Annotated in this window: 20 protein-coding genes; 10 read left to right on the top strand and 10 right to left on the bottom strand. The window is 65.0% G+C overall.

Annotated features, from left to right (window positions below):
* The 3 genes from BVH06_RS15000 (at position 1) to BVH06_RS15010 (ending at position 3,905) form a co-directional block, all read left to right on the top strand.
* Positions 1–1,383: a sensor histidine kinase gene (locus tag BVH06_RS15000; RefSeq protein ID WP_075934573.1), complete on the top strand. Its 1,383-nt coding sequence runs from the start codon at positions 1–3 to the stop codon at positions 1,381–1,383.
* Between the two features lie 31 nt (positions 1,384–1,414).
* Positions 1,415–1,975, top strand: a complete 561-nt coding sequence (locus BVH06_RS15005) for a cytochrome b (protein WP_075934574.1) — start codon at positions 1,415–1,417, stop codon at positions 1,973–1,975.
* Positions 1,976–2,432: 457 nt separating this feature from the next.
* Positions 2,433–3,905, top strand: coding sequence for an inorganic phosphate transporter (locus BVH06_RS15010; protein ID WP_075932637.1), 1,473 nt, complete (start codon positions 2,433–2,435; stop codon positions 3,903–3,905).
* A 49-nt stretch (positions 3,906–3,954) separates the two neighbouring features.
* On the opposite strand, the gene BVH06_RS15015 is transcribed toward BVH06_RS15010, so the two are convergent.
* Both BVH06_RS15015 and BVH06_RS15020 read right to left on the bottom strand, forming a co-directional pair.
* The gene (locus BVH06_RS15015; RefSeq protein WP_075934575.1) at positions 3,955–4,434 is read right to left on the bottom strand and encodes a GNAT family N-acetyltransferase; all 480 of its coding nucleotides are present in this window, start codon (positions 4,432–4,434) and stop codon (positions 3,955–3,957) included.
* Positions 4,435–4,465: 31 nt separating this feature from the next.
* Positions 4,466–4,909: a GNAT family N-acetyltransferase gene (locus BVH06_RS15020; protein WP_075934576.1), complete on the bottom strand. Its 444-nt coding sequence runs from the start codon at positions 4,907–4,909 to the stop codon at positions 4,466–4,468.
* Positions 4,910–5,105: 196 nt separating this feature from the next.
* Between BVH06_RS15020 and BVH06_RS15025 the strand changes: the two genes are divergently transcribed.
* Entirely contained in the window at positions 5,106–5,507 is a 402-nt protein-coding gene (locus tag BVH06_RS15025; protein ID WP_075934577.1) for a hypothetical protein, read from the top strand.
* Between the two features lie 18 nt (positions 5,508–5,525).
* Here BVH06_RS15025 and BVH06_RS15030 read toward each other — a convergent pair whose 3' ends face one another.
* The 3 genes from BVH06_RS15030 to BVH06_RS15040 all read right to left on the bottom strand — a co-directional run bounded on the left by BVH06_RS15030 (position 5,526) and on the right by BVH06_RS15040 (position 9,296).
* Positions 5,526–6,923: a VOC family protein gene (locus tag BVH06_RS15030; RefSeq protein ID WP_075934578.1), complete on the bottom strand. Its 1,398-nt coding sequence runs from the start codon at positions 6,921–6,923 to the stop codon at positions 5,526–5,528.
* Positions 6,924–6,997: 74 nt separating this feature from the next.
* Positions 6,998–8,248: an aspartate aminotransferase family protein gene (locus tag BVH06_RS15035; RefSeq protein WP_075934579.1), complete on the bottom strand. Its 1,251-nt coding sequence runs from the start codon at positions 8,246–8,248 to the stop codon at positions 6,998–7,000.
* 118 nt (positions 8,249–8,366) lie between these two features.
* Positions 8,367–9,296 carry a LysR substrate-binding domain-containing protein gene (locus BVH06_RS15040; RefSeq protein ID WP_075934580.1) on the bottom strand — a complete coding sequence of 310 codons (930 nt, stop codon included), beginning with the start codon at positions 9,294–9,296 and terminating at the stop codon, positions 8,367–8,369.
* Between the two features lie 138 nt (positions 9,297–9,434).
* On the opposite strand from BVH06_RS15040, the gene BVH06_RS15045 reads away from it, so the two are divergent.
* Positions 9,435–10,928: an aldehyde dehydrogenase family protein gene (locus BVH06_RS15045; RefSeq protein WP_075934581.1), complete on the top strand. Its 1,494-nt coding sequence runs from the start codon at positions 9,435–9,437 to the stop codon at positions 10,926–10,928.
* A gap of 211 nt (positions 10,929–11,139) precedes the next feature.
* Positions 11,140–12,426, top strand: a complete 1,287-nt coding sequence (locus BVH06_RS15050; RefSeq protein WP_075934582.1) for an FAD-binding oxidoreductase — start codon at positions 11,140–11,142, stop codon at positions 12,424–12,426.
* 344 nt (positions 12,427–12,770) lie between these two features.
* Here the strand turns inward: BVH06_RS15050 and BVH06_RS15055 are convergent, their stop codons facing one another.
* Positions 12,771–15,794, bottom strand: a complete 3,024-nt coding sequence (locus BVH06_RS15055) for an FAD-binding and (Fe-S)-binding domain-containing protein (protein ID WP_075934583.1) — start codon at positions 15,792–15,794, stop codon at positions 12,771–12,773.
* Positions 15,795–15,925: 131 nt separating this feature from the next.
* On the opposite strand from BVH06_RS15055, the gene BVH06_RS15060 reads away from it, so the two are divergent.
* Together BVH06_RS15060 and BVH06_RS15065 are read left to right on the top strand one after the other, a co-directional pair.
* Positions 15,926–16,828, top strand: a complete 903-nt coding sequence (locus BVH06_RS15060) for a LysR substrate-binding domain-containing protein (RefSeq protein WP_075934584.1) — start codon at positions 15,926–15,928, stop codon at positions 16,826–16,828.
* A 136-nt stretch (positions 16,829–16,964) separates the two neighbouring features.
* Positions 16,965–17,162, top strand: a complete 198-nt coding sequence (locus tag BVH06_RS15065; protein WP_075934585.1) for a DUF1737 domain-containing protein — start codon at positions 16,965–16,967, stop codon at positions 17,160–17,162.
* 131 nt (positions 17,163–17,293) lie between these two features.
* On the opposite strand, the gene BVH06_RS15070 is transcribed toward BVH06_RS15065, so the two are convergent.
* The 4 genes from BVH06_RS15070 to BVH06_RS15085 all read right to left on the bottom strand — a co-directional run bounded on the left by BVH06_RS15070 (position 17,294) and on the right by BVH06_RS15085 (position 21,447).
* Complete coding sequence (locus BVH06_RS15070) at positions 17,294–18,802, bottom strand: tripartite tricarboxylate transporter permease (protein WP_075930883.1); 1,509 nt, start codon at positions 18,800–18,802, stop codon at positions 17,294–17,296.
* Complete coding sequence (locus BVH06_RS15075) at positions 18,802–19,257, bottom strand: tripartite tricarboxylate transporter TctB family protein (RefSeq protein ID WP_075930882.1); 456 nt, start codon at positions 19,255–19,257, stop codon at positions 18,802–18,804. Before BVH06_RS15075 ends, BVH06_RS15070 begins: the two co-directional genes overlap by 1 nt.
* Positions 19,245–20,198 (bottom strand): tripartite tricarboxylate transporter substrate binding protein, encoded by a 954-nt coding sequence (locus BVH06_RS15080; protein WP_075934586.1) that lies wholly within the window; start codon positions 20,196–20,198, stop codon positions 19,245–19,247. The genes BVH06_RS15075 and BVH06_RS15080 overlap by 13 nt, the downstream gene beginning before the upstream one ends.
* Before the next feature lie 565 nt (positions 20,199–20,763).
* Entirely contained in the window at positions 20,764–21,447 is a 684-nt protein-coding gene (locus tag BVH06_RS15085) for an RraA family protein (RefSeq protein ID WP_075930880.1), read from the bottom strand.
* 205 nt (positions 21,448–21,652) lie between these two features.
* Here BVH06_RS15085 and BVH06_RS15090 point away from each other — a divergent pair, with 205 nt between their 5' ends.
* Both BVH06_RS15090 and BVH06_RS15095 read left to right on the top strand, forming a co-directional pair.
* Positions 21,653–22,630 (top strand): hydroxyacid dehydrogenase, encoded by a 978-nt coding sequence (locus BVH06_RS15090; RefSeq protein WP_075930879.1) that lies wholly within the window; start codon positions 21,653–21,655, stop codon positions 22,628–22,630.
* A 76-nt stretch (positions 22,631–22,706) separates the two neighbouring features.
* The gene (locus tag BVH06_RS15095) at positions 22,707–24,035 is read left to right on the top strand and encodes an MFS transporter (protein WP_075930878.1); all 1,329 of its coding nucleotides are present in this window, start codon (positions 22,707–22,709) and stop codon (positions 24,033–24,035) included.
* Positions 24,036–24,048: the final 13 nt, after the last annotated feature.

Here is a 24,048-nt window from a genome sequence, read left to right on the forward strand (position 1 = left end):
ATGACCTCGTTGCGTCGCCGCACCCTGGTGCTGGTGCTGGGCCTGTTGCTGCTCGGCACCCTGACCATCAGCGTCTACAACTTTCACGACAGCCGCCACGAAATCGGCGAGATCTACGACGCCCAGTTGGCCCAGAGCGCCCGGCTGCTGCAGGGTGCCATTCAGGCAAAGCTGCCGGACGAGCAGCGCCAGGCGCTCTACCGCGCCTTCAACGCCGCCTTGAGCCAGGCCGGCAGCCACCGCATCGGCCACCCCTACGAGGGCAAGATGGCCTTTCAGGTGTGGGACAAGGAGGGCCACAGTCTGATCCGTTCCTCCAGCGCGCCGAGCTTCGAGCGGCCGCCGATCACCCCTGGCTTCTCCGACCAGACCCTGTACGACGTCAACTGGCACGGATTCCTGCTGCCCGATGACCGCCACGGCCTGCTGATCTGGGTGGGCGAGCGCGAGGACGTGCGCCAGGACCTGGTCAATCGCATCGTGCGCCACACGCTGATTCCCAACCTGATCGGCATCGTCGTGCTGTCGGCGCTGATCTGGCTGGCCATCGGCTGGGGCCTGCGGCCCTTGCAGAACATGGCGCAGATCATCCGCAAGCGTCATGGCGGCTCGCTGGAACCCTTGGAGCTCACCCCATTGCCCAGGGAGCTGGAACCGATGCAGGCAGCGCTCAATCGCCTGTTGTCGCAGATCGAGCAGTTGCTGCACCGCGAGCGACGCTTCATCGGCGACGCTGCCCACGAAATGCGCACACCTCTGGCGACCCTGCGCATCCATGCCCAGAACGCCCTGCAGGCCACGCAAGCCGAGCCACGCGACAAAGCCCTGAATCATCTGGTTGGCGGCGTCGACCGACTGACCCGCGTGGTCAACCAGCTGCTGACCCTGGCCAGGGTCGAGCCGCAGGTCGCTCGCCAGGCCTGGCAACCCGTCGACCTGGAAATGACCGTGCGCGAGGCCCTGGTAGAGCTGACGCCCTGGATGCTCGGCAAGGGCCTGGAGCTGGCCCTGGAGGTGAAGCCCGGCCGCCACCTGATCCACGGCGATGCGCAACTGGTCGAAATCGCCCTGCAGAACCTGGTCACCAACGCCGCCAACTTCTCGCCCGCAGGCGCCGAGGTGGAGGTGAGGCTGGAGACCGACGAGCGACAGCAGGTCTGCCTCAGCGTGCGTGACCACGGGCCGGGCATCGACGAACAGAAGATCGAGCGCCTGTTCGAGCGCTTCTACAGCCGCGGCAACCCTGGCGGCGCGGGCCTGGGCCTGTCCATCGTGGAGATGATCGCCAGCCACCTGGGCGGCAGCATCGCCCTGAGCAATCACCCGGACGGCGGCCTGCAGGCCACCCTGGTGCTGCCCTGTGCGCCCCACGACGAATCCTGATTTTTTCCAATCGTAATCCCGAGAGGTCACCATGAGCAGTACCGGCACCCCCCATCGCGACGCCGCTCGGACGCCGCCCCGCTACAGCGCCGCCAGCCGCCGGCTGCACTGGCTGATGGCCGTCCTGGTGGTGCTGGCCTACATCCTGATCACCAGCCGCAGCTGGTTCGAAAGAGGCAGCGATCCGCGGCTATTCGTGGTGCAGGGCCACTTCTGGGTAGGCATCGCGGTATTCGCCCTGGTGTTGCCTCGCCTGCTGGCACGCTTCGCCAACCCGACACCGGCAATCGTGCCACCGCTCGCCCCGCTGACCCACCTGGCCTCCAGGATCACCCACGTTGCTCTGTACGCCTTCCTGCTGCTGCAACCGGCGATGGGCATGCTGGTGGTGTTTCTAGAACGCGGCGGTATTCCCCTCGGCGGGCTGATGCTGCCCTCACCCTTCGAGCTGAACCCGCACCTCGCCCACCGCATCGAGGACCTGCACATCACCGTCGGCACCGCGTTCTACTACGTGATCGCCCTGCATGTCGCCGCTGCGCTCTGGCACCACTTCGCGCGCCGCGACAACGTGCTCAAACGCATGATCTAGACGCAGCCCAGCCATCGGACGGCCGCCTGGAACACCCCGGCGCAGATCAAAAAATACGGATTCTTTATGCGCCACTAGTTGTGTCCGGAGCGATTTTCGAGGTAAATCGCGTCCAGATATTTCAGGTGGCGTGATTCGAGCCTGGGCATGCAGCGGAAAAAACCTTGGTCACGGGCAGATTCAGCCAACCCCAGGCACCGTTCGGCCCTCGCAGACGCCACCCGCGAACCGACTGCACGCTGCCGGGCATTGCCTGGTGGCGTGCCTTGGCATTCCACGGGTAGAGAGCATCGCAGGCATGGCAAACCGCTTCAGCGCTCACCCAACGACCGCCGACCGCAACGCAGGCTGCCCGGCCCTTCACCAGGGCCGGCAGCTACCAGGCACCGCATCGATCAACAACACCACGCGCTGCCTGGAAAAACCCACCTCTCTCACGAGCCAGACGTAACCTTCCATGTTCGAACTATTCAGCGGGCTTGATGCCTGGTTGGCGCTGAGCCTCGCACTCGCCCTGCTCTTCGTCCTCACCTTCGAATTCATCAACGGTTTCCACGACACGGCCAACGCCGTGGCCACGGTCATCTACACCAAGGCCATGCCGCCAAACCTGGCGGTGGTCATGTCCGGCATCTTCAACTTCCTCGGCGTGCTGCTGGGCGGCGTCGGCGTGGCCTATGCCATCGTTCACCTGCTGCCGGTGGAGCTGCTGATCAACGTCAACACCAGTCGCGGCCTGATCATGGTGTTCTCGCTGCTGGCTGCGGCCATCACCTGGAACCTGGGCACCTGGTATTTCGGCATCCCGGCGTCCAGCTCGCACACCCTGATCGGCTCGATCCTCGGCGTCGGCCTGGCCAACGCGCTGCTCACCGACATCCCGCTGGGTGACGGCGTGAACTGGCAGAAGGCGATCGATATCGGCCTGTCGCTGGTGTTCTCGCCGGTGGCCGGCTTCGTGGTCGCCGCCCTGCTGTTCCTGGCGCTCAAGTACTGGATGCCGACGCCCAAGGTGCACAGCACGCCGGTGGTGCGCAAGGAAACCAAGGGCAAGAACAAGCCGCCGTTCTGGAACCGCCTGGTGCTGATCGTTTCGGCCATGGCGGTGAGCTTCGTGCATGGCTCCAACGACGGCCAGAAAGGCATCGGGCTGATCATGCTGGTGCTGATCGGTATCGTGCCGGCCAAGTTCGTGCTCGACCTGAACAGCACCACCTACCAGATTTCCCGTACCCGCGATGCGGCCGTGCACCTGGGCGAATTCTACCAGCGCAACGCGCCGACCCTCAGCGAATACCTGGCCCTGGGCCAGGCTGCCAATACCGAGCTGCCCAAGCAGTTCCGTTGCGATCCCAAGCTCACCGAGCCGACCATCAACGGCCTGCTGCGCACCCTCGATGGCGTCAACGACTACCGCGACCTCAGCGAAGAAGCGCGCATCGACATCCGTCGCTACCTGCTGTGCCTCGACGACTCGGCCAAGAAGGTCGGCAAGCTGCCGGACCTGCCGGCGCGCGAGAAAGCCGACCTCGACAAGCTGCGCAAGGACCTGACCGCCACCACCGAGTACGCGCCCTTCTGGGTGATCCTCGCCGTGGCCCTGGCCCTGGGCATCGGCACCATGGTCGGCTGGAAGCGCGTAGTAAAAACCGTCGGCGAGAAGATTGGTAAACAGGGCATGACCTACGCCCAGGGCATGAGCGCGCAGATCACCGCGGCCTGCGCCATCGGTCTGGCCAACGTCTACAGCCTGCCGGTGTCGACCACCCACGTGTTGTCCTCGGGCGTGGCCGGCACCATGGTCGCCAACCGCAGCGGCCTGCAGGGCAGCACCATCAGCAACATCCTGCTGGCCTGGGTGCTCACCCTGCCCACCTCCATGGCCCTGGCCGCCGGCCTGTTCTACGTCTCGACGCTGATCTTCGGCTGATCGAATAAACGAGGCACCCGTTCCGGGTGCCTCGTCCTTTCACCAATCGTTACTTGCAGCCCCAGCGCATGCTCTGCGCCAGGATATGCGGGTGGCTGTCGATGGGCTCCCATTCGTCCAAGAACACGAAACCGTGCCGCTGATAGAACTGCACGGCGCGCCTGTTCTCGGGAGCAACTTCGAGAAACAGCGCCTCCAGGCCCAGCTCCACGGCATGCGCCTTCACCGCCGCCACCAGCTCGTCCGCCACGCCTTTGCCCCGCGCTGCCGGCTCGACCCACATGGCGATCAGCTCATAGCGGGCGGGATCGCGAAAGCCCGCGCCCACCAGGCCGACCGGCCTGCCACCGTCGAATGCCAACCAGAACCGCGTCCTCTCGCCCGCCGCCCGCGCCTGCCATTGCGCATCGCTGTCGGCCGCCGCCGTCTGGTAACTCACGCCAAAGGCAGTAGGCGTATCCTGCAGGGCAGCGAGACGGATCTGTTTCAGTAGCTGCCAGTCATTCTTTTGCGTGGCGCGGATATCCATGGGTGTTCCGTTGGTGATTTGAAAGAGGCATTCACGACCATTCAGTAATTTCATGGCTGGCAGAGTCGCTCTGCACGGGCCGAAAGCCACAGCGAACATAGAACGCGGCGCCCGCTTCGGTATCAGTGAACAGACGCACCTTCTGAAAGTGCTGCGTCGCACGAGCGAGGAGCGCCCGTACCAACGCTTCGCCGATGCCATGCCGCCTTGCTGCAGGGGCGACATAAAGCCTTCTCAAGCGCCCGGTCTGCGCGTTGCCATGGGGATCGCGGGACAGACCGCCGATGGCGACAAGCTCGCCCCGACACCAAGCACCCAGCAAGCATTCGCCGGGCCGGTCGAAGCGATTCGAACCGTTCTCCCACTCCAGCAACAAGCGGGTGAGAAATCTGAAGCCTTCGGATATCGCGGCGGCTTCGAACGCCGCAATAGCGTCCGGCAATACCCTGACCTCTCGTATCTCCAGGTCATTCATCGCGCCGCTCCGTCATCCAGATGATCGATTGATCATTTTCCACAGGCCCGACACGCGCGCCCAGCTCGAAAGGTAGTGCCGACCTTAGGTCGCCGACAACGGTTCTTCTGAGAACTGAGCATCAGCCCAGTGCAGGTCGGTTCAGTACCATCGCACCACGACCTGTCCGAACCAATAGCCCACAAGAAGCGCTGCGATGAAACACAGACTCAAACAACTGGCGATTGTCCTGGCTGTCATTCTGGCGGCGCTGAGCGCGCTGTTCGTTGCCATCGCTTACTGGGCCGTACCGACCGCTCAGGTGCGCAACGACTCGGCCGAGGCCGTGCAGGTGGTGGCGCAGTGGCGGGATCAAAGTCGCGATCTGGGCTCGATCCGACCTGGGCAAACCGTGGCGTTCAAGGTGCCTGGCGAGGGCGGTATCAACTTCAGCGTGACCTACGCCGATGGCCGTCAGGTGACCAGCCGGGAGATGTATTACACCCTGACCACCACCGTGCTGGCGGTGGTCAGCGAGCAGAGCATCAGCGTCGATAGCGAGCTGGGGCTGGCGACCGCTGACCAGGCTGCGCGCAAGAAGCCCGAGCAGGCGCGCTAACGCACAGCCCGGCGTCGCTCAGCCCAGCGCTTCCAACCCCAGCTCGCGCGCGCACTCGGCCAGCGAGCGGCGCTGGGTTTCGGCGTACAGTGCCAACTCGTCGTGCACCGTGGCGCCGAGGGCGGCGTGGAAGGCCTGCTGGTTGGAGGTGGCGTCGTAGCTGACCTGGGCGTCGTCACCGAGGTTGGACTGGAAGATGCCAGCAGCGCTCACCGGCAAGAAATCCTCGTAGACCAGCGGCTCGAAATGCACATGGCCGGCCTCGATCAGGGCGTCCAGGCTGCGCGGTGCGGTTTCGTCTCGGCGCGCGGCCTTGCCGGCTTCGGTGACGAAGTAGCGGAAGTAGGCCAGGCCTTCGCGGCGCATGGCCGTGTAGCTGTCGGGGAAGGCTTCGAAGTGTTGCTCCAGCAAGTCTGCATAGCGCTGGGCATTGGCCTCGTTGGGGAATTCGCCCAGATCCTCGCGGGCCTCACTCAGCAACTGGTCGTACAGCGCGCGGCCGGCAGGGGTAAGCGCTGCACCGCGTTGCTCGATCTCACCGAAGCGCGCGGTATGACTGCCCGCCGCGCCGGGCTGGCCGACGAAGGCCACCGCCTCCTGCAGCGCCTTGAAGCTGGTCTGGCGCAGCAGGATCGGGCACTGGCGCCGGGGCGGGCCCTCGACCACCGCCTTGGGCGTGATGCCGCGCCGGGGCATGGCCGCCTGCACTTCATCGATGTCCAGGGTGCGCGGCGTCAGGTGGTTGATGTGCGGCCCCTTGAAGGCCACCACGTCGGCGATCAGGCGGTGCTGGCCGTGCAACCTGTCGTACTCGGCGGCGCTGACGGTGGCCTCGGTGTGCCAGCGAAAGGTCTCCAGGGCTTGCTTGACGAACGCCTCGGCATCGGCGGCATTCAGGCCGCCCTGGGCTTCGCATTGTTCGATCAGCGCCCGTGCGCGCGGGGTGAAGATGTCGCGCTTGGCGAGAATCTCGGTGGCCAGGGGACGCAGCGCTTCGTCCTCGATCAGTTCCAGGCGCAGCAGCGAGGTGAACACGCGAAACGGGCTGACCTGCAACTCGGTTTCGTGCACGGCCCGAAAGGCGGTGGAATGCACCGGCACGCCGGCCGAGCTGAGGTCGTAGTAGCCCACCGGCTGCATGCCCATGACCGCGAACAGGCGGCGGATGGTCGACAGTTCCTCGGCGGTGCCGACGCGAATCGCGCCGTGGCGCTCCATGGCCAGACGCTCGATTTCACCGGTCCACTCCAGCTGCTGCTTCAGCGCTGTAGAGCCCGCCAGCGCCTGGGCGTTGGTGTCCGCCACCAGGTCTAGCAGGTCGCCATACAGCGGCACTTCGGCGCGGTACATGGCGGACATGGCGCTGGAAAACTGCGCACGGATTTGCGAGGGATCGACGAATCCTGAAGTGTTCATAGCGGGCGAATCTCCTGTCGCACTTGTCGGTTGGCCGTGGCGTTACTCGCCGGCCTGAAAGTTGGCGAATACGCTCAGCCGAGGTTGGCCAGGCAATGTTCGATGATATCCAGGCCCTGCTCGAACAGCGCCGGCTCGATGGTCAGCGGTGCCAGCAGGCGCACGATATGGCGGTTCTTGCCGCTGGGCATCAGCAACAGCCCCTTGGCCCGCGCCGCCTCCAGCAGTTCGGCCAGTTGCGTGGTGCCGGGCTGACCGTCACGGGTGACCAGCTCGATACCGCGCATCGCGCCAACCCCGGTTAGCCGGCCCAGATAAGGCGACAGGCCCTTGGCGCGCCACTGCTCGTAGCGGCGCAGCAGCGCCTGTTCCTGGGCCTCGCCCCAGGTGGCCAGGTTGGCGTCGGTCATCTGCCGCAGGCTGGCCAGGGCCGCCGCACAGGCGATGGGGTTGCCCGAGTAGGTGCCGCCCAGCCCGCCCTTGGGCAGCGCACCCATCAGCTCGGGGCGGCCAACCACGGCGCCCAGCGGCAGGCCGCCGGCGATGCTCTTGCCGAGCAGCAGCAGGTCGGGCTCGATGCCCAGGCGGGTGAAGGCGAAGCGCTGGCCGGTACGGCCGAAGCCGGACTGGATTTCATCGAGCATCAGCAGCACGCTGTGCTCGTCGCACCAGCGACGCAGGCGCTTGGCGAAGTCCGGGTCGAGGGCCAGAAAGCCGCCCTCGCCCTGCACCGGTTCGATGATGAAGCAGGCGACATCGTTGACGTCCACCTCGACGCTGAACAGCCGCTCGATGGCCTTGAAGGCTTCGTCCGCGGTCACGCCGGTATCCGCGCTCGGGTACGGCACGTGATAGACGGGCCCCGGCAGCACGCCGACTTTCTGCTTGTACGGCGCCACCTTGCCGTTGAGGTTGAGGGTGGCCAGGGTACGACCGTGGAAGCCGCCGTCGAAGGCGATCACCACGCTACGGCCGGTCGCCGCGCGCACCACCTTCAGGGCATTCTCGGCGGCCTCGGCGCCGCTGTTGGTGAGCATGCCCGCCAGCGGATAGCTGACCGGCACGAAGGCCGCTAGGGCGTCCATCAGCTGGCGATAGCCCTGGTGCGGCACGGCGTTGAAGGTCGAATGGGTCAACCGCCCGGCCTGCTCGGTGATCGCGCTGACCACCTGCGGGTTGCAGTGGCCGAGGTTGAGCACGCCGATGCCGCCGACGAAGTCGATGTACGACTTGCCCTCGGTATCCCATACCTGGGCGTTCAGGCCATGGGACAGAGTGATGGGATGCACCACGGAAAGGGACGAGCTGATGGGCGAAGCACTCATGGATTACCTACCTGGGCCACCATCACCGCGGCGCGATGACAGGCAGCTGTGCCTGGAAACGATGCGCCTATCAAAGCGAGTCAGGCGGGCCTGCCACAAGCGAAATAAAGTGCTGCCGTCATTCCTTAAATTCAGGAACTGGCTGAACGCCGCCGGCCCCGGCCCTGGCCTTTTCCACAATCCAGTCGATCAGCGCCCTGACCTTGGGCACCTCGGCGGACTGCTCGGCGAAGGCGATGAAGTGGGCGCCCTGACTGGGCTTGTAGTGCTGCCAGGGGATCACCAGCTTGCCTTCCTGCAGCTCGTCCAGCACCAGAAAGCGCGGCACCAGGGCCACGCCGCAGCCCGACTCGGCGGCACGGATGCACATGTAGAAGGTGTCGAAGCGCGGCCCGTGGTAGCTGTTCTCGGTGCTGATGCCCTGCTCTTCGAACCACTCGTGCCAGGCGCCGGGGCGCGAGGTGCATTGCAGCAGCACCAGGCTGGTGAGGTCGCCGGCATCGAACAGCGGCTCATTGGGCAGGATGTCCGGTGCGCACACCGGGATCACATCCTCGCCGAACAGCTCGATGCAGATAGCGCCCGGCCAGGAGCCGGTGCCGTAGAAGAACGCCACGTCAGCCTTGGCCTGCACCAGGTCGAAGGGTTCGAGCTCGTTCTTGATGTCCAGGTGGATAGTCGGGTGGCGCTTCGAGAAACCCTTGAGGTTGGGCACCAGCCAGCGCGCGCCGAAGGTCGGCTGGGTGGCCACTTTGAGCACCTCTGTTTCGCCGCCGTAGGAGAGGATGTAGCGACTGGAGATATCCACCTGGGTGAGGATCTTGTTCACCTCGGCCAGGTACAGCTCGCCGGCCGGCGCCAGTTGCAGGCGGCGGCGCACGCGATGGAACAGCGGGTGCTGAAGCATGTCCTCGAGCTGCGCCACCTGCTTGCTCACCGCGCTCTGGGTCAGGTGCAATTCCTGGGCGGCGCGGGTGAAGCTCAGGTGCCTGGCTGCGGCCTCGAAACATTGCAGGGCGGTCATGGTTGGCAGCAGGCGTTTGGACATGGGTTTCTCGAGGTCAGACGGGGCGACTTGATTCCATGACGGAATGATATGGTGCGTAAACGTCGTTTGTTGAGCGCAGATTCGGGATTAATACTGATCCTCATCCCGGATTTCAACTTCACGACTCAGGAGATCGCCATGGTCAACTCGCTACTCGAACGTCTCGGTGTCAGCGCCAACGCCTACCAGAACGGCAGTCACGCGGTTTACACCCCGATCGACGGCAGCCAGATCGGCAGCCTGACCCTTGAGGGCGCCGACGCCGTGCGCGCCAAGATCACCGCCGGCCACGACGCCTTTCTGGCCTGGCGCAAGGTGCCGGCGCCGCGCCGTGGCGAGCTGGTGCGTCTGTTCGGCGAGGTGCTGCGTGAGCACAAGGCCGATCTCGGCGAGCTGGTGTCCATCGAAGCCGGCAAGATCACTCAGGAAGGCCTGGGCGAAGTGCAGGAAATGATCGACATCTGCGACTTCGCCGTCGGCCTGTCGCGCCAGCTCTACGGCCTGACCATCGCCTCCGAGCGCCCGGGCCACCACATGCGTGAAACCTGGCACCCGCTGGGCGTGGTCGGCGTGATCAGCGCCTTCAACTTCCCGGTCGCCGTGTGGGCCTGGAACACCACCCTGGCCCTGGTCGCCGGCAACGCAGTGATCTGGAAGCCGTCGGAAAAGACCCCGCTGACCGCCCTCGCCTCCCAGGCGCTGCTCGACAAGGCTCTCGAGCGCTTCGGCAACGACGCCCCGCAAGGCCTGGCGCAACTGGTGATCGGCGACCGCGAAGCCGGCGAAGTGCTGGTCGACGACCCCCGCGTGCCGCTGATCAGCGCCACCGGCAGCACTCGCATGGGCCGTGAAGTCGGGCCCCGAGTGGCCGCCCGCTTCGGCCGCAGCATCCTGGAACTGGGCGGCAACAACGCCATGATCCTCACCCCCAGCGCCGATCTCGACCTGGCGGTGCGCGGCATCCTGTTCAGCGCCGTCGGCACCGCCGGGCAACGCTGCACCACCCTGCGCCGCCTGATCGTCCATCGTTCGATCAAGGACGAGGTGGTCGCCCGCGTCAAAGCCGCCTACGCCAAGGTACGCATCGGCGACCCGCGCCAGGGCAACCTGATCGGCCCGCTGATCGACAAGCAGGCGTTCAGCGCCATGCAGGACGCCCTGACCAAGGCCCGCGACGAAGGCGGCCAGGTGTTCGGTGGCGAGCGCCAGTTGGCCGACAGCTTCCCCTACGGTTACTACGTGAGCCCCGCCATCGTCGAGATGCCGGGCCAGAGCGCGGTGGTGCGTCATGAAACCTTCGCGCCGATCCTCTATGTGCTCGCCTACGACGACTTCGAAGAGGCGCTGCGCCTGAACAACGAAGTGCCCCAGGGCCTGTCCTCGTGCATCTTCACCACCGACGTGCGCGAGGCCGAAGCCTTCCAGGGCGCGGCCGGCAGCGACTGCGGCATCGCCAACGTCAACATCGGCACCAGCGGTGCGGAGATCGGCGGCGCCTTTGGCGGCGAAAAGGAAACCGGTGGCGGTCGCGAGTCCGGCTCCGATGCCTGGAAGGCCTACATGCGCCGCCAGACCAACACCGTCAACTACTCCCGCGAACTGCCGCTGGCCCAGGGCATCGTGTTCGACTGATTGCGAGCATTACATCGACACAGTGGGAGTGGGCTGGGACGCCTATTTATGCGAGCGAAATCTCGGGCATGGCCCGCTCCCACAGGACTCGCGTCAACCCGTAATTGCGATAAACCAACCTGATCGGTTTATGGATAGGTTCCAGCCAACACACGGAGCCGCATGGCAAACCGGTGTCGCCCCCGCCACCGATATCTGGAGAGAAAGCGTGATGAGTGGCTTCCAGCAACAGTGTCTGTGGGAAGTGGCGACGCCGGCGCCGATTGACGCCGGCGCCCTGGTTGGCGAGGTGAAGGCCGATGTCTGCGTGATTGGCGGCGGGATCACCGGGCTGTCGGCGGCGCTGCAACTGCTCGAGGCGGGCAAGCGCGTGTGCGTGCTGGAGGCCGTCGAGGTCGGCCATGGCGGTTCGGGGCGTAACGTCGGGCTGGTCAACGCCGGCACCTGGATCAAGCCCGACGACGTGGAAGCCACACTGGGCGAAAAGGTCGGCGGCCGCCTCAACGCGGTGCTGGGCGATGCGCCGGCCAAGGTGTTCGAAGCCATCGAGCGCTACCAGATCGACTGCCAGGCGCGCCATCAGGGCACCCTGCACATGGCCCACAACGCCGCCGGCCTGGAAGATCTCAAGGCCCGCGAATCGCAGTGGCGCCGCCGTGGCGCGGATGTCGAGCTGCTGACCGGCGCGACCTGTGTGGAGCATTGCGGTACCGACAAGATCACCGGCGCCCTGCTGGATCGCCGCGCCGGCACCATCAACCCCATGGGCTACACCAAAGGCCTCGCCGCTGCCGTGCTGCGCCTGGGCGGTACCCTGCATCAGCAATCGCCGGTCACCGAACTGCACAAGCAGGCCGATGGCTGGCTGGTGCGCACCGCCCTGGGCACGGTCACGGCCGAGAAGATCGTGATTTCCACCGGCGCCTACACCGAGGGCGACTGGACCGAGGTGCAGCGCAACTTCTTCCGCGGCTATTACTACCAGGTCGCCTCGAAACCGTTGAGCGGCGCGGCGGCCGACGCCGTCTTGCCCCACGGCCAGGGCTCGTGGGATACCCGCACGGTGCTCAGCAGCATTCGCCGTGATGATCAGGGCCGCCTGCTGCTGGGCAGCATGGGCAAGTCGAGCAACAAGCCGGACTGGTTCGTGCGCAGCTGGGCGGACCGCATCCAGGGCCATTACTTCCCGCAGCTCGGCAAGCTCGACTGGGAAATGCACTGGACCGGTTGCATCGACTTTACCCCGGATCACCTGATGAAGCTGTTCGAGCCGGCGCCTGGCGTGGTCGCGGTGACCGGCTACAACGGCCGCGGCAATACCACCGGCACCGTGTTGGGCCACGCCCTGGCCGACTACCTGCTCAAGAGCGACACCAGCGTGCTGCCCATTCCCCTGTCGCGGATGAAAGCGCTACGTACCGCCGGGCTGCGCGCCTGCTACTACGAAGCCGGCTTCTCGCTGTACCACGCTGGCCAGTGCCTGCGGGTGATCCTTTAGAAGCTGTTCACGGTCTTTTCAGGCGGCGCTGGTGAGGCTGCTGCAAGGCAGGAGCAGACACTCAAACCAACCTGTGGGAGCCCCGACCTCGGGGCGAAACGATTGCAGCCTGACTGCCTATTTCGGCGGTGCCTGAGCGATTCGCCGCGAGGTCGCGGCTCCTACAGTGGATCGGATAACAGCCGCTCCCGCCACTTAACCGCCACCTGGGCTTAAGGATTATGAACAGGCCCGCCCTCCCTTCGGGAGCGGCGGGGACGCCTGGTCCGTGCCCGCAAAAATCCCAGGCCTGCCGCGGTGCTCCCTGTCCTACCTCGCGGCAGGAAGCATCACCAACCAGCCCGTTATTGCAAATGCTCCAGCAACGCCTGAATCGGATGGCGCAACGTGGCGCTCTTCAGGCGCGCCACCTGGCTGCGGCATGAATAACCGGTCGCCAGGGGCTCGGCGGGGGCGCCGGAATCCAGCGCCAGCTCCCAGGACTGGGCGAAGATCGTCCGTGAGGTTTCCAGGTTGCGTGCCTCGTGCCCGTAGGTGCCGGACATGCCACAGCAACCGGTGGCCTCGGCCGACACCTGCAGCCCGGCCTGCTCGAACACCTTCACCCACATCGCCGCACTGGGCGCCGCGTTGGTCTTCTCGGTGCAATGGCCCAGCAGCCGGAACGCCACGCTCTTGGCCGGCGGCTTGGGCTGGCCGTCGAGGGCCTTGAGCAGCCATTCCTGGGGCAGCAGCACGTCCGGGCATTCGAGGCCGGCGATCTTGCGGTACTCCTGGCGGTAAACCAGGGTCATCGCCGGGTCCAGCCCCACCAGCGGGATGTCGAAACCGGCCAGCGCCTGCAGGCCTTTCGCGGTGCGCCGTGCGGTGCGCTCGAAGGCCGGCAGAAAGCCCTGCACGTGCAGCGGCTTGCCGTTGGCCATGAACGGCGCCAGCCACACGCGATAGCCAAGGCGGCTGGCCAGTTCGATGAAGGCGGCGAACACCGGCGTCTCGAAATAGCGGGTAAAGGCGTCCTGCACCAGAATCAGGCTCTTGCCCCGCTGCGCCGCGCTCAGGTGCGCCAGTTCGGCTGGCGTGGCGATCGTCAGGCGATGGCGCGCCACCAAGGCCTTGAAGTCGAAATCGCTGAGCAGCGGGCTGTCAACCATGCCGATGCGCTCGGCCAGCAGGCGCGTCACCAGCGGCGAACCCATCACCCCGTTGTACAGCCGCGGCATGCGGGCGAACAACGGCAGGCTGAATTCCAGCGAGCCGATCAGGTAGTCGCGCAGCGGGCGCAGGTAACGCTGGTGGTAGCGCTCCAGGAAGCGCGAGCGAAACTCCGGCACGTTGACCTTCACCGGGCACTGCCCTGCGCAGGACTTGCACGCCAGGCAGCCGGCCATCGCCTCGTAGACCTCGTGGGAAAAGTCGTCATCGCCTGCGCGGGAATGGCGCCAGCGACTCGGCAGGCTGCGCAGGAAGTCCAGCGGACCGCTGGCGATCGGCGCCAGCACGTCCACGCCGGCCTGGCCCTGCAGGCGCAGCCACTCGCGCACCAGCGAGGCACGGCCCTTGGGCGAATGCACACGCTGGCGCGTGGCCTTCCAGGACGGGCACATGGCGTCGTCCGGGTCGAAGTTGTAGCAGGCGCCGTTGCCATTGCAGTGCACCGCGGTGCCGTAGCTCTGCCACACACGCTCGTCGATCTGCCGGTCGAGGTCGCCGCGCAGGGTCACTCCGTCGATCTTCAGCAGCGCCTCGTCACTGCCCAGGGGGGTGGCGATCTTGCCGGGGTTCAGCTGGTTGTAGGGGTCGAACGCGGCCTTGAGTGCCTGCAGCGAGGGATACAGCTCACCAAAGAACGCCGGCGCGTATTCCGAGCGCACGCCCTTGCCGTGCTCGCCCCACAGCAGACCGCCGTAGCGCTGGGTCAGGGCCGCTACCGCATCGGAGATCGGACGGATGGCCGCGGCCTGCTTCGGATCCTTCATGTCCAGCGCCGGGCGCACGTGCAGCACGCCGGCGTCGACGTGGCCGAACATGCCGTAGGTCAGGCCGTGGCCGTCGAGCAGCGCGCGGAATTCGGCGATGAAGTCAGCGAGGTTTTCCGGCGGCACCGCCGTGTCCTCGACGAATGGCTGGGGTCGCACCTCGCCGTCGACGTTGCCGAGCAAGCCCACCGCGCGCTTGCGCATCGCATAGACCCGCGACACCGCCGCCCGCCCGCTGGCCAGGGTGTGGCCGAGGCGCACTACGCTGGTGTCCTGCTGGATGTGCTGGATGAAACGCTCGACGCGGCCATTGACCTCATCGGGGTCGTCGCCGCTGAATTCCACCAGGTTGATGCCCAGGGTCGGCCGCTGGGGGTCTTCGGGGAAGTACTCGGCGACGCCGTGCCAGACGATGTCGTTCATCGCCAGCAGCAGCACCTTGGAATCCACGGTCTCGATGGACAGCGGCTGCAGGGTGATCAGGTTGCGCGCATCGCGCAGCGCGTCCATGAAGCCGGCGTAACGCACGTTGACCAGCACCGAGTACTGGGGAATCGGCAGCACGTTGAGGCGCGCGTCGACGATGAAACCCAGGGAGCCCTCGGAGCCGCACAGCACGCTGTTGAGGTTGAAGCGCCCGTCCGCCTCGCGCAGGTGCGCTAGGTCGTAGCCGGTCAGGCAGCGGTTGAGCTTTGGAAAGGTCGCCTCGATCAGCGCCGCCTTCTCGCGCTGGATCTGCTCGGCGCACTGGTAAACCTGGCCGGTGCGGTCGCTGCGGGCCAGTTGTTCGCTGAGGGTCGACTCGCTCACCGGGTGGCTGTGCAGGCGCTCGCCGCCGAGCAGGATGGTGGTCAGCTCCAGCACGTGGTCGCGGGTCTTGCCGTAGGTGCAGCTGCCCTGGCCGCTGGCGTCGGTGTTGATCATGCCGCCGATGGTCGCGCGATTGGAGGTCGACAGCTCCGGGGCGAAAAACAGGCCGTGGGGCTTGAGCGCGGCGTTGAGCTGGTCCTTGACCACCCCGGCCTGTACCCGCACCCAACGCTCCTCGGCATTGATCTCCAGGATGCGGTTCATGTGCCGCGACAGGTCGACCACCACGCCGTCGGTGAGCGACTGGCCATTGGTGCCGGTGCCGCCGCCGCGTGGCGTCAGCTTGACGCTGCGGTGCGCAGGCTCGCTGACCACCCGCGCCAGCACTTGCACGTCGTCCTCATCGAGGGGGAACACCGCCGCCTGAGGCTGGCGCTGGTAGATGGAGTTGTCGGTCGCCAGCACCGTGCGGCTGGCGTGGTCACGGGCGATCTCGCCGCGAAAGCCGGCGGCGCCGAGCGCGTCGAGAAAGGCCAGGTAAAGGGCCTGGGTCGGTTGTGGAGCACTCAGGCTGGCGATCATCGGTTATCTCCCATTGAGCTACACGCCTCTAACGGGCGATTGCATCAGACAGTTCAGGTAATGGCAGCATTTTCGGCAGCCTGCGCCTGTGCTACAAGGGTATTTGCCGTGGCAACCCATGAGTTTTATGAATGAATCTGCGCAGACTGACGCCCTCGATGTCCCTGCTGCTGGCCTTCGAGTCGGCAGCGCGCCACCAGAGCTATACCCGCGCCGCCGCCGAACTGTCGCTGACCCAGAGCGCGGTAAGCCGCCAGGTGCAGGCGCTGGAAGCCTTCCTGGGCATCACCCTGTTCCAGCGCGAAGGCCGCAACGTGGTGCTCACCGACGTGGGCCGGCTGTACGCCGACACCCTGTCCGACGCCCTGGCGCGCATTCGCAACGCGACGCTGCAGGCCATCGACTACGGCTCCGGTAGCGGTACCCTGCGCCTGGCACTGCTGCCCACCTTCGGCTCGACATGGCTGCTGCCGCGGCTGCACGAGTTCTACGCCGCCAACCCGGGCGTGCAGGTGCACATCCATTCGCGCATCCAGGCTGATTTCAGCGACGGTCAGCTCGACGCTGCAATCTGCGTGGGTGACGGCGCCTGGCCGGAACTGATGGCCCACCCGCTGCTCGAGGAATCCATGGTGCTGATCGCCAGCCCGGCGATTCTCGCGGCCGGCGAGCCGCTGACGCCCGAGCTGGCTGCCAGGCAGTTGCTGCTGCAGGTCGCCAGCCACCCGCCGATGTGGTCGACCTGGTTCGCACGGCATGGGGTGAACAGCGCGCAACTGCAAGACGGCCCCAACTTCGAGCTGACCTCGCACCTGATCCAGGCTGTACGTGCCGGTATCGGCGTCGGCCTGGTACCTCAAGTGCTGGTCGAGGAAGAGCTGCGCCAGGGCCAACTGCGCACCACCGGCACGCCGGTTGCCAGTGGCCGCACCTATTTCCTCGCCTACCCCAAACGCAATGCCGTGCTGCCGGCGCTAGGGGTGTTCCGGCAGTGGTTGCTCCATGGTGTGGCCAATGGTGGCGAGTGTGGTTGAGGATCGAATCAGCACCGCAAATCGGCCAGTCCTCGGCAACAGCTGGCGGACTGAAAGCCCTTGCGTCGCAAGCGCTTGACGGCGCCCGGCCCGACGCTCATAAACGCATGCCCAAGCGCCTCCAGGAACCGAGCCCATGCCCCGCCCGCCAGACGACCTGCCCATCTACCGCGTATTGACCGGCCCCGACGACGCCAATTTCTGCCGGCGGGTCAGTGCCGCCCTGGAGATGGGTTACCAAATTCACGGCGCTCCGGCCCTCACCTTCAACGGCAAGGACGTGATCGTCGCCCAGGCGGTGATCTGGCCGGGCATGAAGGCTGTGGGGGCTTGAGGCCGCCTATACCGGCAGGAGGAGGGTCACCGCCGCACCTCATGCGCCAGGCAGCGATCGTGCCTAGCCATGAGACAACGCAGCGGCAAGCTCAATGAAAAGACTCGCGGCTGGACTCACAGCGACTGATCTCAGGCCTCTTCCTCCTGGAAGGCTTCCTCTCGCTTCTTGCGAAATGCCGGCAAGACCATCATGACCAGCAGGATCGCCGATGCCGCGAACAGCACCGCGCTGATCGGGCGTTCGATCAGCACCGCAGGGTCACCCTGGGAAATCAGCAGCGCGCGGCGCAGGTTGGTTTCCAGCAGTGGCCCCAGCACGAAACCGAGCAGCAACGGGCCGGGCTCGCATTTGGCCTTGCGGAACAGGTAACCGAGCAGGCCGAAGATGATCACCAGCGCCACGTCGAAGCCGCGGTTGTTGACGCTGTAAACGCCCACACAGCAGAACAGCAGGATCGCCGGGAACAGCAGCCGGTAAGGCACCTTGAGCAAACGCACCCACAGGCCGATCAGTGGCAGGTTGATCACCAGCAGCATCACGTTGCCGATCCACATGCTGGCGATCAGTCCCCAGAACAGCGCCGGCTGATGGTTGATCACCGAAGGCCCTGGAGTGATGCCGTGGATCATCATGGCACCCAACATCATCGCCATGATCGAGTTGGACGGAATGCCTAGCGTCAACAATGGGATGAACGACGACTGCGCCCCGGCATTGTTGGCCGCCTCTGGCGCGGCGACGCCTTCCACCAGGCCGGTGCCGAATTTTTCCGGAGTCTTGGAAACCTTTTTCTCCAGCGAGTAGGCACTGAACGCACTCAGGGTCGCGCCACCGCCCGGCAATACGCCCAGGAAGGTGCCCAGCGCCGTGCCGCGCAGGGTTGCCGGCCAGGCTCTGCGAAAGTCTTCGCGGGTCGGCCACAGGCGGGTGATCTTGCCGGCCAGCGAGCCACGGGCTTCGCGCTGTTCCAGGTTGACGGCAATCTCGGCGATACCGAACAGGCCAACGGCAATGACCACGAAGTCGATACCGTCGTACAGGTCGGTCGAACCGAAGGTCAGACGCGTGGTACCGCTGCTGACGTCCATGCCGACCATCCCCAGTAGCAGGCCCAGGCACACCATGGCCACGGCCTTGATCACCGAACCACTGGCCAGGATGGTCGCCGCCAGCAACCCGAATACCGTCAACGCCACATATTCAGCCGGCCCGAAGGATAACGCGAACTTCGACAGCACCGGCCCCGCAACCGCGAGCGCCACCGTGGCAACGGTGCCGGCGAAGAACGATGCCAACGCCGCCGTTGCCAGGGCAGCTCCCGCCCTGCCCTTCTTGGCCATGGCATGACCATCGAGCGCAGTCACCACCGCCGAGGCTTCCCCCGGCAGGTTGACCAGGATCGCCGTGGTCGAACCGCCGTACTGGGCGCCGTAAAAAATGCCGGCGAGCATGATCAACGCAGCCAGCGGGGGCAGGAAGTAGGTGATCGGCAGCAGGATCGCTACCGTGGCGGTCGGGCCAATGCCAGGCAGCACGCCAATCAGCGTACCCAACAGGGCACCGATCAGACAGAACGCCAGGTTGGTCGGACTCAGGGCTTCGGAAAAGCCTAGATACAGGAGATCGAGAAACTCCATCAGAAAGGCCCCACTGGCATTTGGACGTCCAGTCCATAGATGAAGACGACGAGGCCGAAGAGCGTCAGCAGGGTGCTTGAGATCAGCACCTCACGCATCCGCCACTCGCGGTCGGCCATGCTGCCGAAGATGATCAGGCCGGCTGCCGCGATGATGAAGCCCGCCGACTCGGCGGCCAGCGCGAAACCTGCGACGGAGGCCAGCAGAATCACCAGGGGCCGTAACTGAACGGTGCCGATCGGCTCGCCACCTTTGAACAGTCCGATCAGGCCGACGACGAGCCCAAGGATGACGGTCAGCAAGCCGATCATCCTGGGCATGTAGCCCGGCCCCATCATCGCGGCGCTGCCGGCGGTAAGGTCGCGAGTCGACCACAACACCAGAACGCCCAGACCGATGAAGATGGCGCTGGCCAGAAGATCTGGCCGGCTGCCGCGAATGGTTACTTCACCCATGGCGACTTGTCCCACAGCGCCTGATAGCGGGTCTTCTGCTCATCCAGGCCCTTCTGCCAGTCTTCACCGGAGAGGTAGGCGATGGGCAGCGACAGATCCTTGGCCTTCTTGAGAAATGCAGGGTCTTCCAGCACGGCCTTCACGGCGTCGGCCATGCGCTTTTCGATGTCGTTCGGCACCTTGGCGGGTGCGGCGATGCCTCGTTCAGAGGTCATTACCAGATCCACGCCCTGCTCTTTAGCCGTCGGCAGCTCCGGTTCCTGAGGCATGCGCTCACTGGAGAACTGCGCCAGCACGCGGTACTTGCTGTCGTCGCTCAGCTCGCTGATGTTCTGCCCGGCAGAGCTGATGTGCCCGCCCATCAGCGCGGTGGCCGATTCGGACGCGCCGGCGAAGGGCACATGGGTGAGGGTGATGCCCGTCAACTGTTCGAGCTGCACCATCATCAAATGATCATCGGTGCCGACACCGGAGGTGCCTACCGAGAGCTTTCCAGGCGCGGCCTTGGCGGCCTGGACGAAGTCATCGAGGCTCTTGTAGGTCGATTCGTTGGGCACCGCCAGCACGGTGGGGTCGTCGACGATCCGCGCCACCGGGCGAATGGCGGTTTCCTCGTAGCCGACCTTGCGTTGCACCCGGGTGCTGACGAAGCCTGGAGTATTGATGAACGCGAAGGTGTAGCCGTCCGGCTTGGCCTTGCTCAGCGCGGTGTAGGCGATCTCGCCCGCCGCGCCGGGGCGGTTGACGATGACGATCTTGGCATCCAGACGCTTTTCCAGAAACGGTTGCATGGCACGGGCCATCACATCGGTGCTGCCGCCCGGTGCGTAGGCGACCAGAAACTCGATTGGCCGATCCTGCGGCCAGGCAGCATGGGCATTCGCGGTGAACAAGGCGAGTGAGACGAGCGCGGCACGCGCGCAGAACTTGAACGTGTTCATGGAGGATTCCTCTTTGTTTTTATTGGTGCGGAACGAAACAGATCAATGCGAGCGGCGCCGCGGCTTGCGCGGCCCATCGAATCGGGGCGGGGCATGATGAGGGCTGTAGATAAGCGCCATGGGATGACCTGTGTTTTTTATTGATGTTTCGGGCCAGTCAGCAAAATCTATCAGAATGGAATGTCATTTTAAAATACAATTTTTTGAGTAATTTTCATCGCCAGGCGAGCTGAAGAAAGATCACCATAAATGGCCTGTTGACGGGAAAAGTCGGGGAAATTGGCCCGCCCATCAAAATGATGAAAATAAAATATTGTTTCCGGATAAGCGCTTACACCCGAAAAAACGCCAGCAACACTGGCTCGCGGTGAGCCAGCCCGGCTTGATGGGAGTGCCGCAGCGAGAGGTCGATGTGTGGTCCAACCGCTTGCGGGCCGACGGTCGAGAAGAACGGTATCGCCGTGATCAAGCCCGGCACGCCATTGCAGCGATCAGGCATCCGGGGATTAGCGGCGCAAGGCCTGATAGACGCGCCTTGCCTGGCGGCAGGCGCGCCTCGCAGGAATCAGGCGTCGCCTGGCAGCGCACAGCCCTTGGCTTTCAGCGCCTGGATGACCCAACTGCGATCATTGGTGCCCTCGGCGATCTGCCCCATCTGCTTCTGCTCAGCGGCGTACTTGGCTGTCGCGCGGGCATAGACACTTTCCACATGCGCGAAAGGAACGCAGAGCAGGCCATCATCGTCGCCGATCACCAGGTCGCCCGGTTCGATCACCATGCCGTCGATGGCGATGGGCACGTTGATTTCACCGGGACCGTCCTTGTATGGACCGCGGTGCGATACACCAGCCGCGAACAGCGGGAAGTCACCGGCGCCGATATTTGCCGCATCGCGGATCGCACCGTTGATGACGATACCGGCTACACCGAGCTTCACGGCATAGGCCACCATCATTTCGCCGATCAGTGCGTTGCTCAGGTCACCGCCGGCATCGACCACGATCACGTCACCGGGTTCTGCGATATCCAGGGCGTAGTGCAGCATCAGGTTGTCTCCCGGGCGCGCCTTGACCGTCAGTGCCGGGCCGGCGAGCCCGCCCTCCTTGTGCATGGGCCGCAGACGCGCCCCACCTGCGGTCATGCGATTCATCGAGTCGCTGACGTTGGCGACCGGCAACTCCCGATAACGGGCAACCCATTCGGCGCTGACCTTGCGTGCGCGCTCCAGTACCTGGAAACCAATACTCATGTGACGAACCCTCAGCTGTTGTCTTTGTTATTTTTAGAATTGCATTTCATTTGAATGCAATCAACAGCTTTATCATCCGTCCCAACACCACCCAAATCGACATTGAAAGATAATATTGCAACGTCGTTTCGATATGGTAGGGTTTAGCCGCTACTGTCGCCTCTAGCGCCAGCATCGACACTCAGATAAGAACAAGGTATTCACGATGTCCCGCACCGTTCTGATAACAGGTCCCGAACTGGCGACCGATGCCATGACCCTCGCCGCCGCCGAGGGCGTCCGGATCATCCCCACCACGCCTTACCTGCCTGCCGATGAGCTGCAGGCCATCATCCAGGCCGAGCAACCCGACGCGATCATCGTTCGCCAGGGCCAGCTGACCCGCGCGATGATCGGCGCCTCGGCGAAGCTCAAGGTGATCGCCAAGCACGGTGTGGGCTACAACACCATCGATATTCAGGCTGCCGCCGAGCGCGGCGTGCCGGTCACCATTGCCATGGGTGCCAATGCCCAGTCGGTGGCCGAGCACGCCTTTGCGTTGATGTTCAGCGTCGCCCGCCAGACTGCACTGCTTACTGCCCGCATGCGCGAGGGACACTGGGACAAGTCCACTGCCAACGGCATCGAACTGTCCGGCAAGACCCTTGGCCTGATCGGCCTGGGCTCGATCGGCAGCATCCTGATGGACCTGGTCGCGCCGCTGCGCATGACCGTCAAGGTCTATGACCCCTACCTCAAGGAGCTTCCTCAGCGCGCGCACGTCGAGCGCGAGGAGAACCTCGACCGGCTGTTCAGCGACTGCGACGTGATAAGCCTTCACTGCCCACTGACCGACAGCAACCACAACCTGATCGGCGCGCCACAGCTGGCGCGCATGCGCCCGGACAGCATCATCATCAACACCGCCCGGGGTGAGCTGATCGATACCCAGGCTCTGGTTCAGGCCCTGCGCGACGGCAAGATCGCCGGCGCCGGCCTGGACACCTTCAGCCCCGAACCCCCACCCGCCGACAGCCCGTTATGGGGGCTGACGAACCTGGTCGCCACGCCACACATCGGCGCCAATACCTCGGAAGCCCGCGACCGGGTTGCCCAGGTCGCGTTGCGGCAGATCCTCGACGTCTGCAACGGCGTCGCGCTCGATCCGCGCTGCGTCGTCAATCGGCATTTGCTCGATAATTGACAGATCAAGCGCTGCTTGGCCCTCAGGCAGCGCTTTAAACTGAGTCCGTCAACCTCCAGCCCTAGTGGAGAGCACCATGACTGCCACTACTCCAGCGGTGAGCGAGCTCGAGCGCGTCACCATGCGCCGGGTCGCCTGGCGCATCCTGCCGTTTCTGATTCTCTGCTACCTGATCGCGATCATCGACCGCGGCAACATCGGCATGGCTTCGCTGCAAATGAACGATGACCTGGGCCTCTCGGCACGGGTCTTCGGCTTTGCCAGCAGCCTGTTCTTCTTCGCCTACTTTCTGGTCGAAGTGCCCAGCAACCTGGCGATGCAAAAGTTCGGCGCGCGCATGTGGATCGCCCGAATCATGATCACCTGGGGCCTGGTCTCAGCCGGCACGGCGTTCGTGGTCGGCCCTTACTCGCTGTACGTGATGCGCTTTCTGCTCGGCGCCGCCGAGGCCGGCTTCTTCCCTGGCGTGCTGCTGTACCTCACCTACTGGCTGCCCTCCGCCTACCGCGCACGCATGGTGGCCATCTTCATGGTCGCCATCCCGGCCGCCAACTTCATCGGCTCGCCGCTCTCGGGCCTGCTGCTGGGCCTGGACGGCTGGCTGGGAATGCGTGGCTGGCACTGGTTGTTCATCCTGGAAGGTATTCCGGCAGTGCTGCTCGGCATTGCCTGCCTGTTCGTGCTCACTGATCGTCCCGAACACGCCAAGTGGCTGAGCGACGAGCAACGCAACTGGCTGACCGGGCGACTGCGCGAAGAGGCCGCGAAGAAAACGGCCATCGGCCACATCTCGCTGTGGAAGCTGTTGCGCCACAAGGATATCTGGGTGCTGGCGCTGATCTACTCGGGCGCCTCGGCGGCCGGCAGCACCATGAGCGTCTGGGCGCCGCAACTGCTCAAGACCTTCGACCTTAGCGCTCAGCAGATTGGCCTGGTCAACGCCATTCCCTACGGTATCGCCTCGCTGCTGATGATCCTCTGGGGTCGCAGCTCCGACCGCACCGGCGAGCGCCGCTGGCACACGGCACTGACCCTGCTGCTGATTGCGGCGGGCCTGCTGATGACGCTGTTCACCGATTCGCTGACCGCCACGGTAGTGATGCTGACCATGGTGCTGGTGGGTGCCTACTCGATGAAGGGCCCCTTCTGGGCGCTGGTATCCGGGTGGCTGTCGTCGTCGACGGCAGCTGCCGGCCTGGCAGCCGTAGGTGCCGTGGCCAATCTGGTCGGCGGCGGCATCATGGTCAACGCCTACGGCGCGATCCACGACGCCACGGGCAGCTACTCGCTGGCGCTGATGCCGCTGGCCGCGCTTTGCACGCTGGCGGGCATCATGGTGCTGGTGATTGGCCGCAAGCGCCAACGCGAGCAACAGCAGGCCGGGGCCACGGCAAGCGCCGGCTGACGGCATGCGTAGC

The organism is Pseudomonas sp. PA27(2017) (assembly GCF_001945445.1).
Classification (GTDB): Bacteria; Pseudomonadota; Gammaproteobacteria; order Pseudomonadales; family Pseudomonadaceae; genus Aquipseudomonas.

Excerpts from the sequence above, each read along its gene's own strand:
- BVH06_RS15075 (WP_075930882.1), bottom strand. The coding sequence starts at position 19,257 with ATGGGTGAAGTAACCATTCGCGGCAGCCGGCCAGATCTTCTGGCCAGC.
- BVH06_RS15095 (WP_075930878.1), top strand. The coding sequence starts at position 22,707 with ATGACTGCCACTACTCCAGCGGTGAGCGAGCTCGAGCGCGTCACCATG.
- BVH06_RS15000 (WP_075934573.1), top strand. The coding sequence starts at position 1 with ATGACCTCGTTGCGTCGCCGCACCCTGGTGCTGGTGCTGGGCCTGTTG.
- BVH06_RS15055 (WP_075934583.1), bottom strand. The coding sequence starts at position 15,794 with ATGATCGCCAGCCTGAGTGCTCCACAACCGACCCAGGCCCTTTACCTG.
- BVH06_RS15045 (WP_075934581.1), top strand. The coding sequence starts at position 9,435 with ATGGTCAACTCGCTACTCGAACGTCTCGGTGTCAGCGCCAACGCCTAC.
- BVH06_RS15060 (WP_075934584.1), top strand. The coding sequence starts at position 15,926 with ATGAATCTGCGCAGACTGACGCCCTCGATGTCCCTGCTGCTGGCCTTC.
- BVH06_RS15035 (WP_075934579.1), bottom strand. The coding sequence starts at position 8,248 with ATGAGTGCTTCGCCCATCAGCTCGTCCCTTTCCGTGGTGCATCCCATC.
- BVH06_RS15030 (WP_075934578.1), bottom strand. The coding sequence starts at position 6,923 with ATGAACACTTCAGGATTCGTCGATCCCTCGCAAATCCGTGCGCAGTTT.
- BVH06_RS15020 (WP_075934576.1), bottom strand. The coding sequence starts at position 4,909 with ATGAATGACCTGGAGATACGAGAGGTCAGGGTATTGCCGGACGCTATT.
- BVH06_RS15080 (WP_075934586.1), bottom strand. The coding sequence starts at position 20,198 with ATGAACACGTTCAAGTTCTGCGCGCGTGCCGCGCTCGTCTCACTCGCC.
- BVH06_RS15040 (WP_075934580.1), bottom strand. The coding sequence starts at position 9,296 with ATGTCCAAACGCCTGCTGCCAACCATGACCGCCCTGCAATGTTTCGAG.
- BVH06_RS15010 (WP_075932637.1), top strand. The coding sequence starts at position 2,433 with ATGTTCGAACTATTCAGCGGGCTTGATGCCTGGTTGGCGCTGAGCCTC.
- BVH06_RS15050 (WP_075934582.1), top strand. The coding sequence starts at position 11,140 with ATGAGTGGCTTCCAGCAACAGTGTCTGTGGGAAGTGGCGACGCCGGCG.
- BVH06_RS15090 (WP_075930879.1), top strand. The coding sequence starts at position 21,653 with ATGTCCCGCACCGTTCTGATAACAGGTCCCGAACTGGCGACCGATGCC.
- BVH06_RS15025 (WP_075934577.1), top strand. The coding sequence starts at position 5,106 with ATGAAACACAGACTCAAACAACTGGCGATTGTCCTGGCTGTCATTCTG.
- BVH06_RS15085 (WP_075930880.1), bottom strand. The coding sequence starts at position 21,447 with ATGAGTATTGGTTTCCAGGTACTGGAGCGCGCACGCAAGGTCAGCGCC.
- BVH06_RS15015 (WP_075934575.1), bottom strand. The coding sequence starts at position 4,434 with ATGGATATCCGCGCCACGCAAAAGAATGACTGGCAGCTACTGAAACAG.
- BVH06_RS15065 (WP_075934585.1), top strand. The coding sequence starts at position 16,965 with ATGCCCCGCCCGCCAGACGACCTGCCCATCTACCGCGTATTGACCGGC.
- BVH06_RS15005 (WP_075934574.1), top strand. The coding sequence starts at position 1,415 with ATGAGCAGTACCGGCACCCCCCATCGCGACGCCGCTCGGACGCCGCCC.
- BVH06_RS15070 (WP_075930883.1), bottom strand. The coding sequence starts at position 18,802 with ATGGAGTTTCTCGATCTCCTGTATCTAGGCTTTTCCGAAGCCCTGAGT.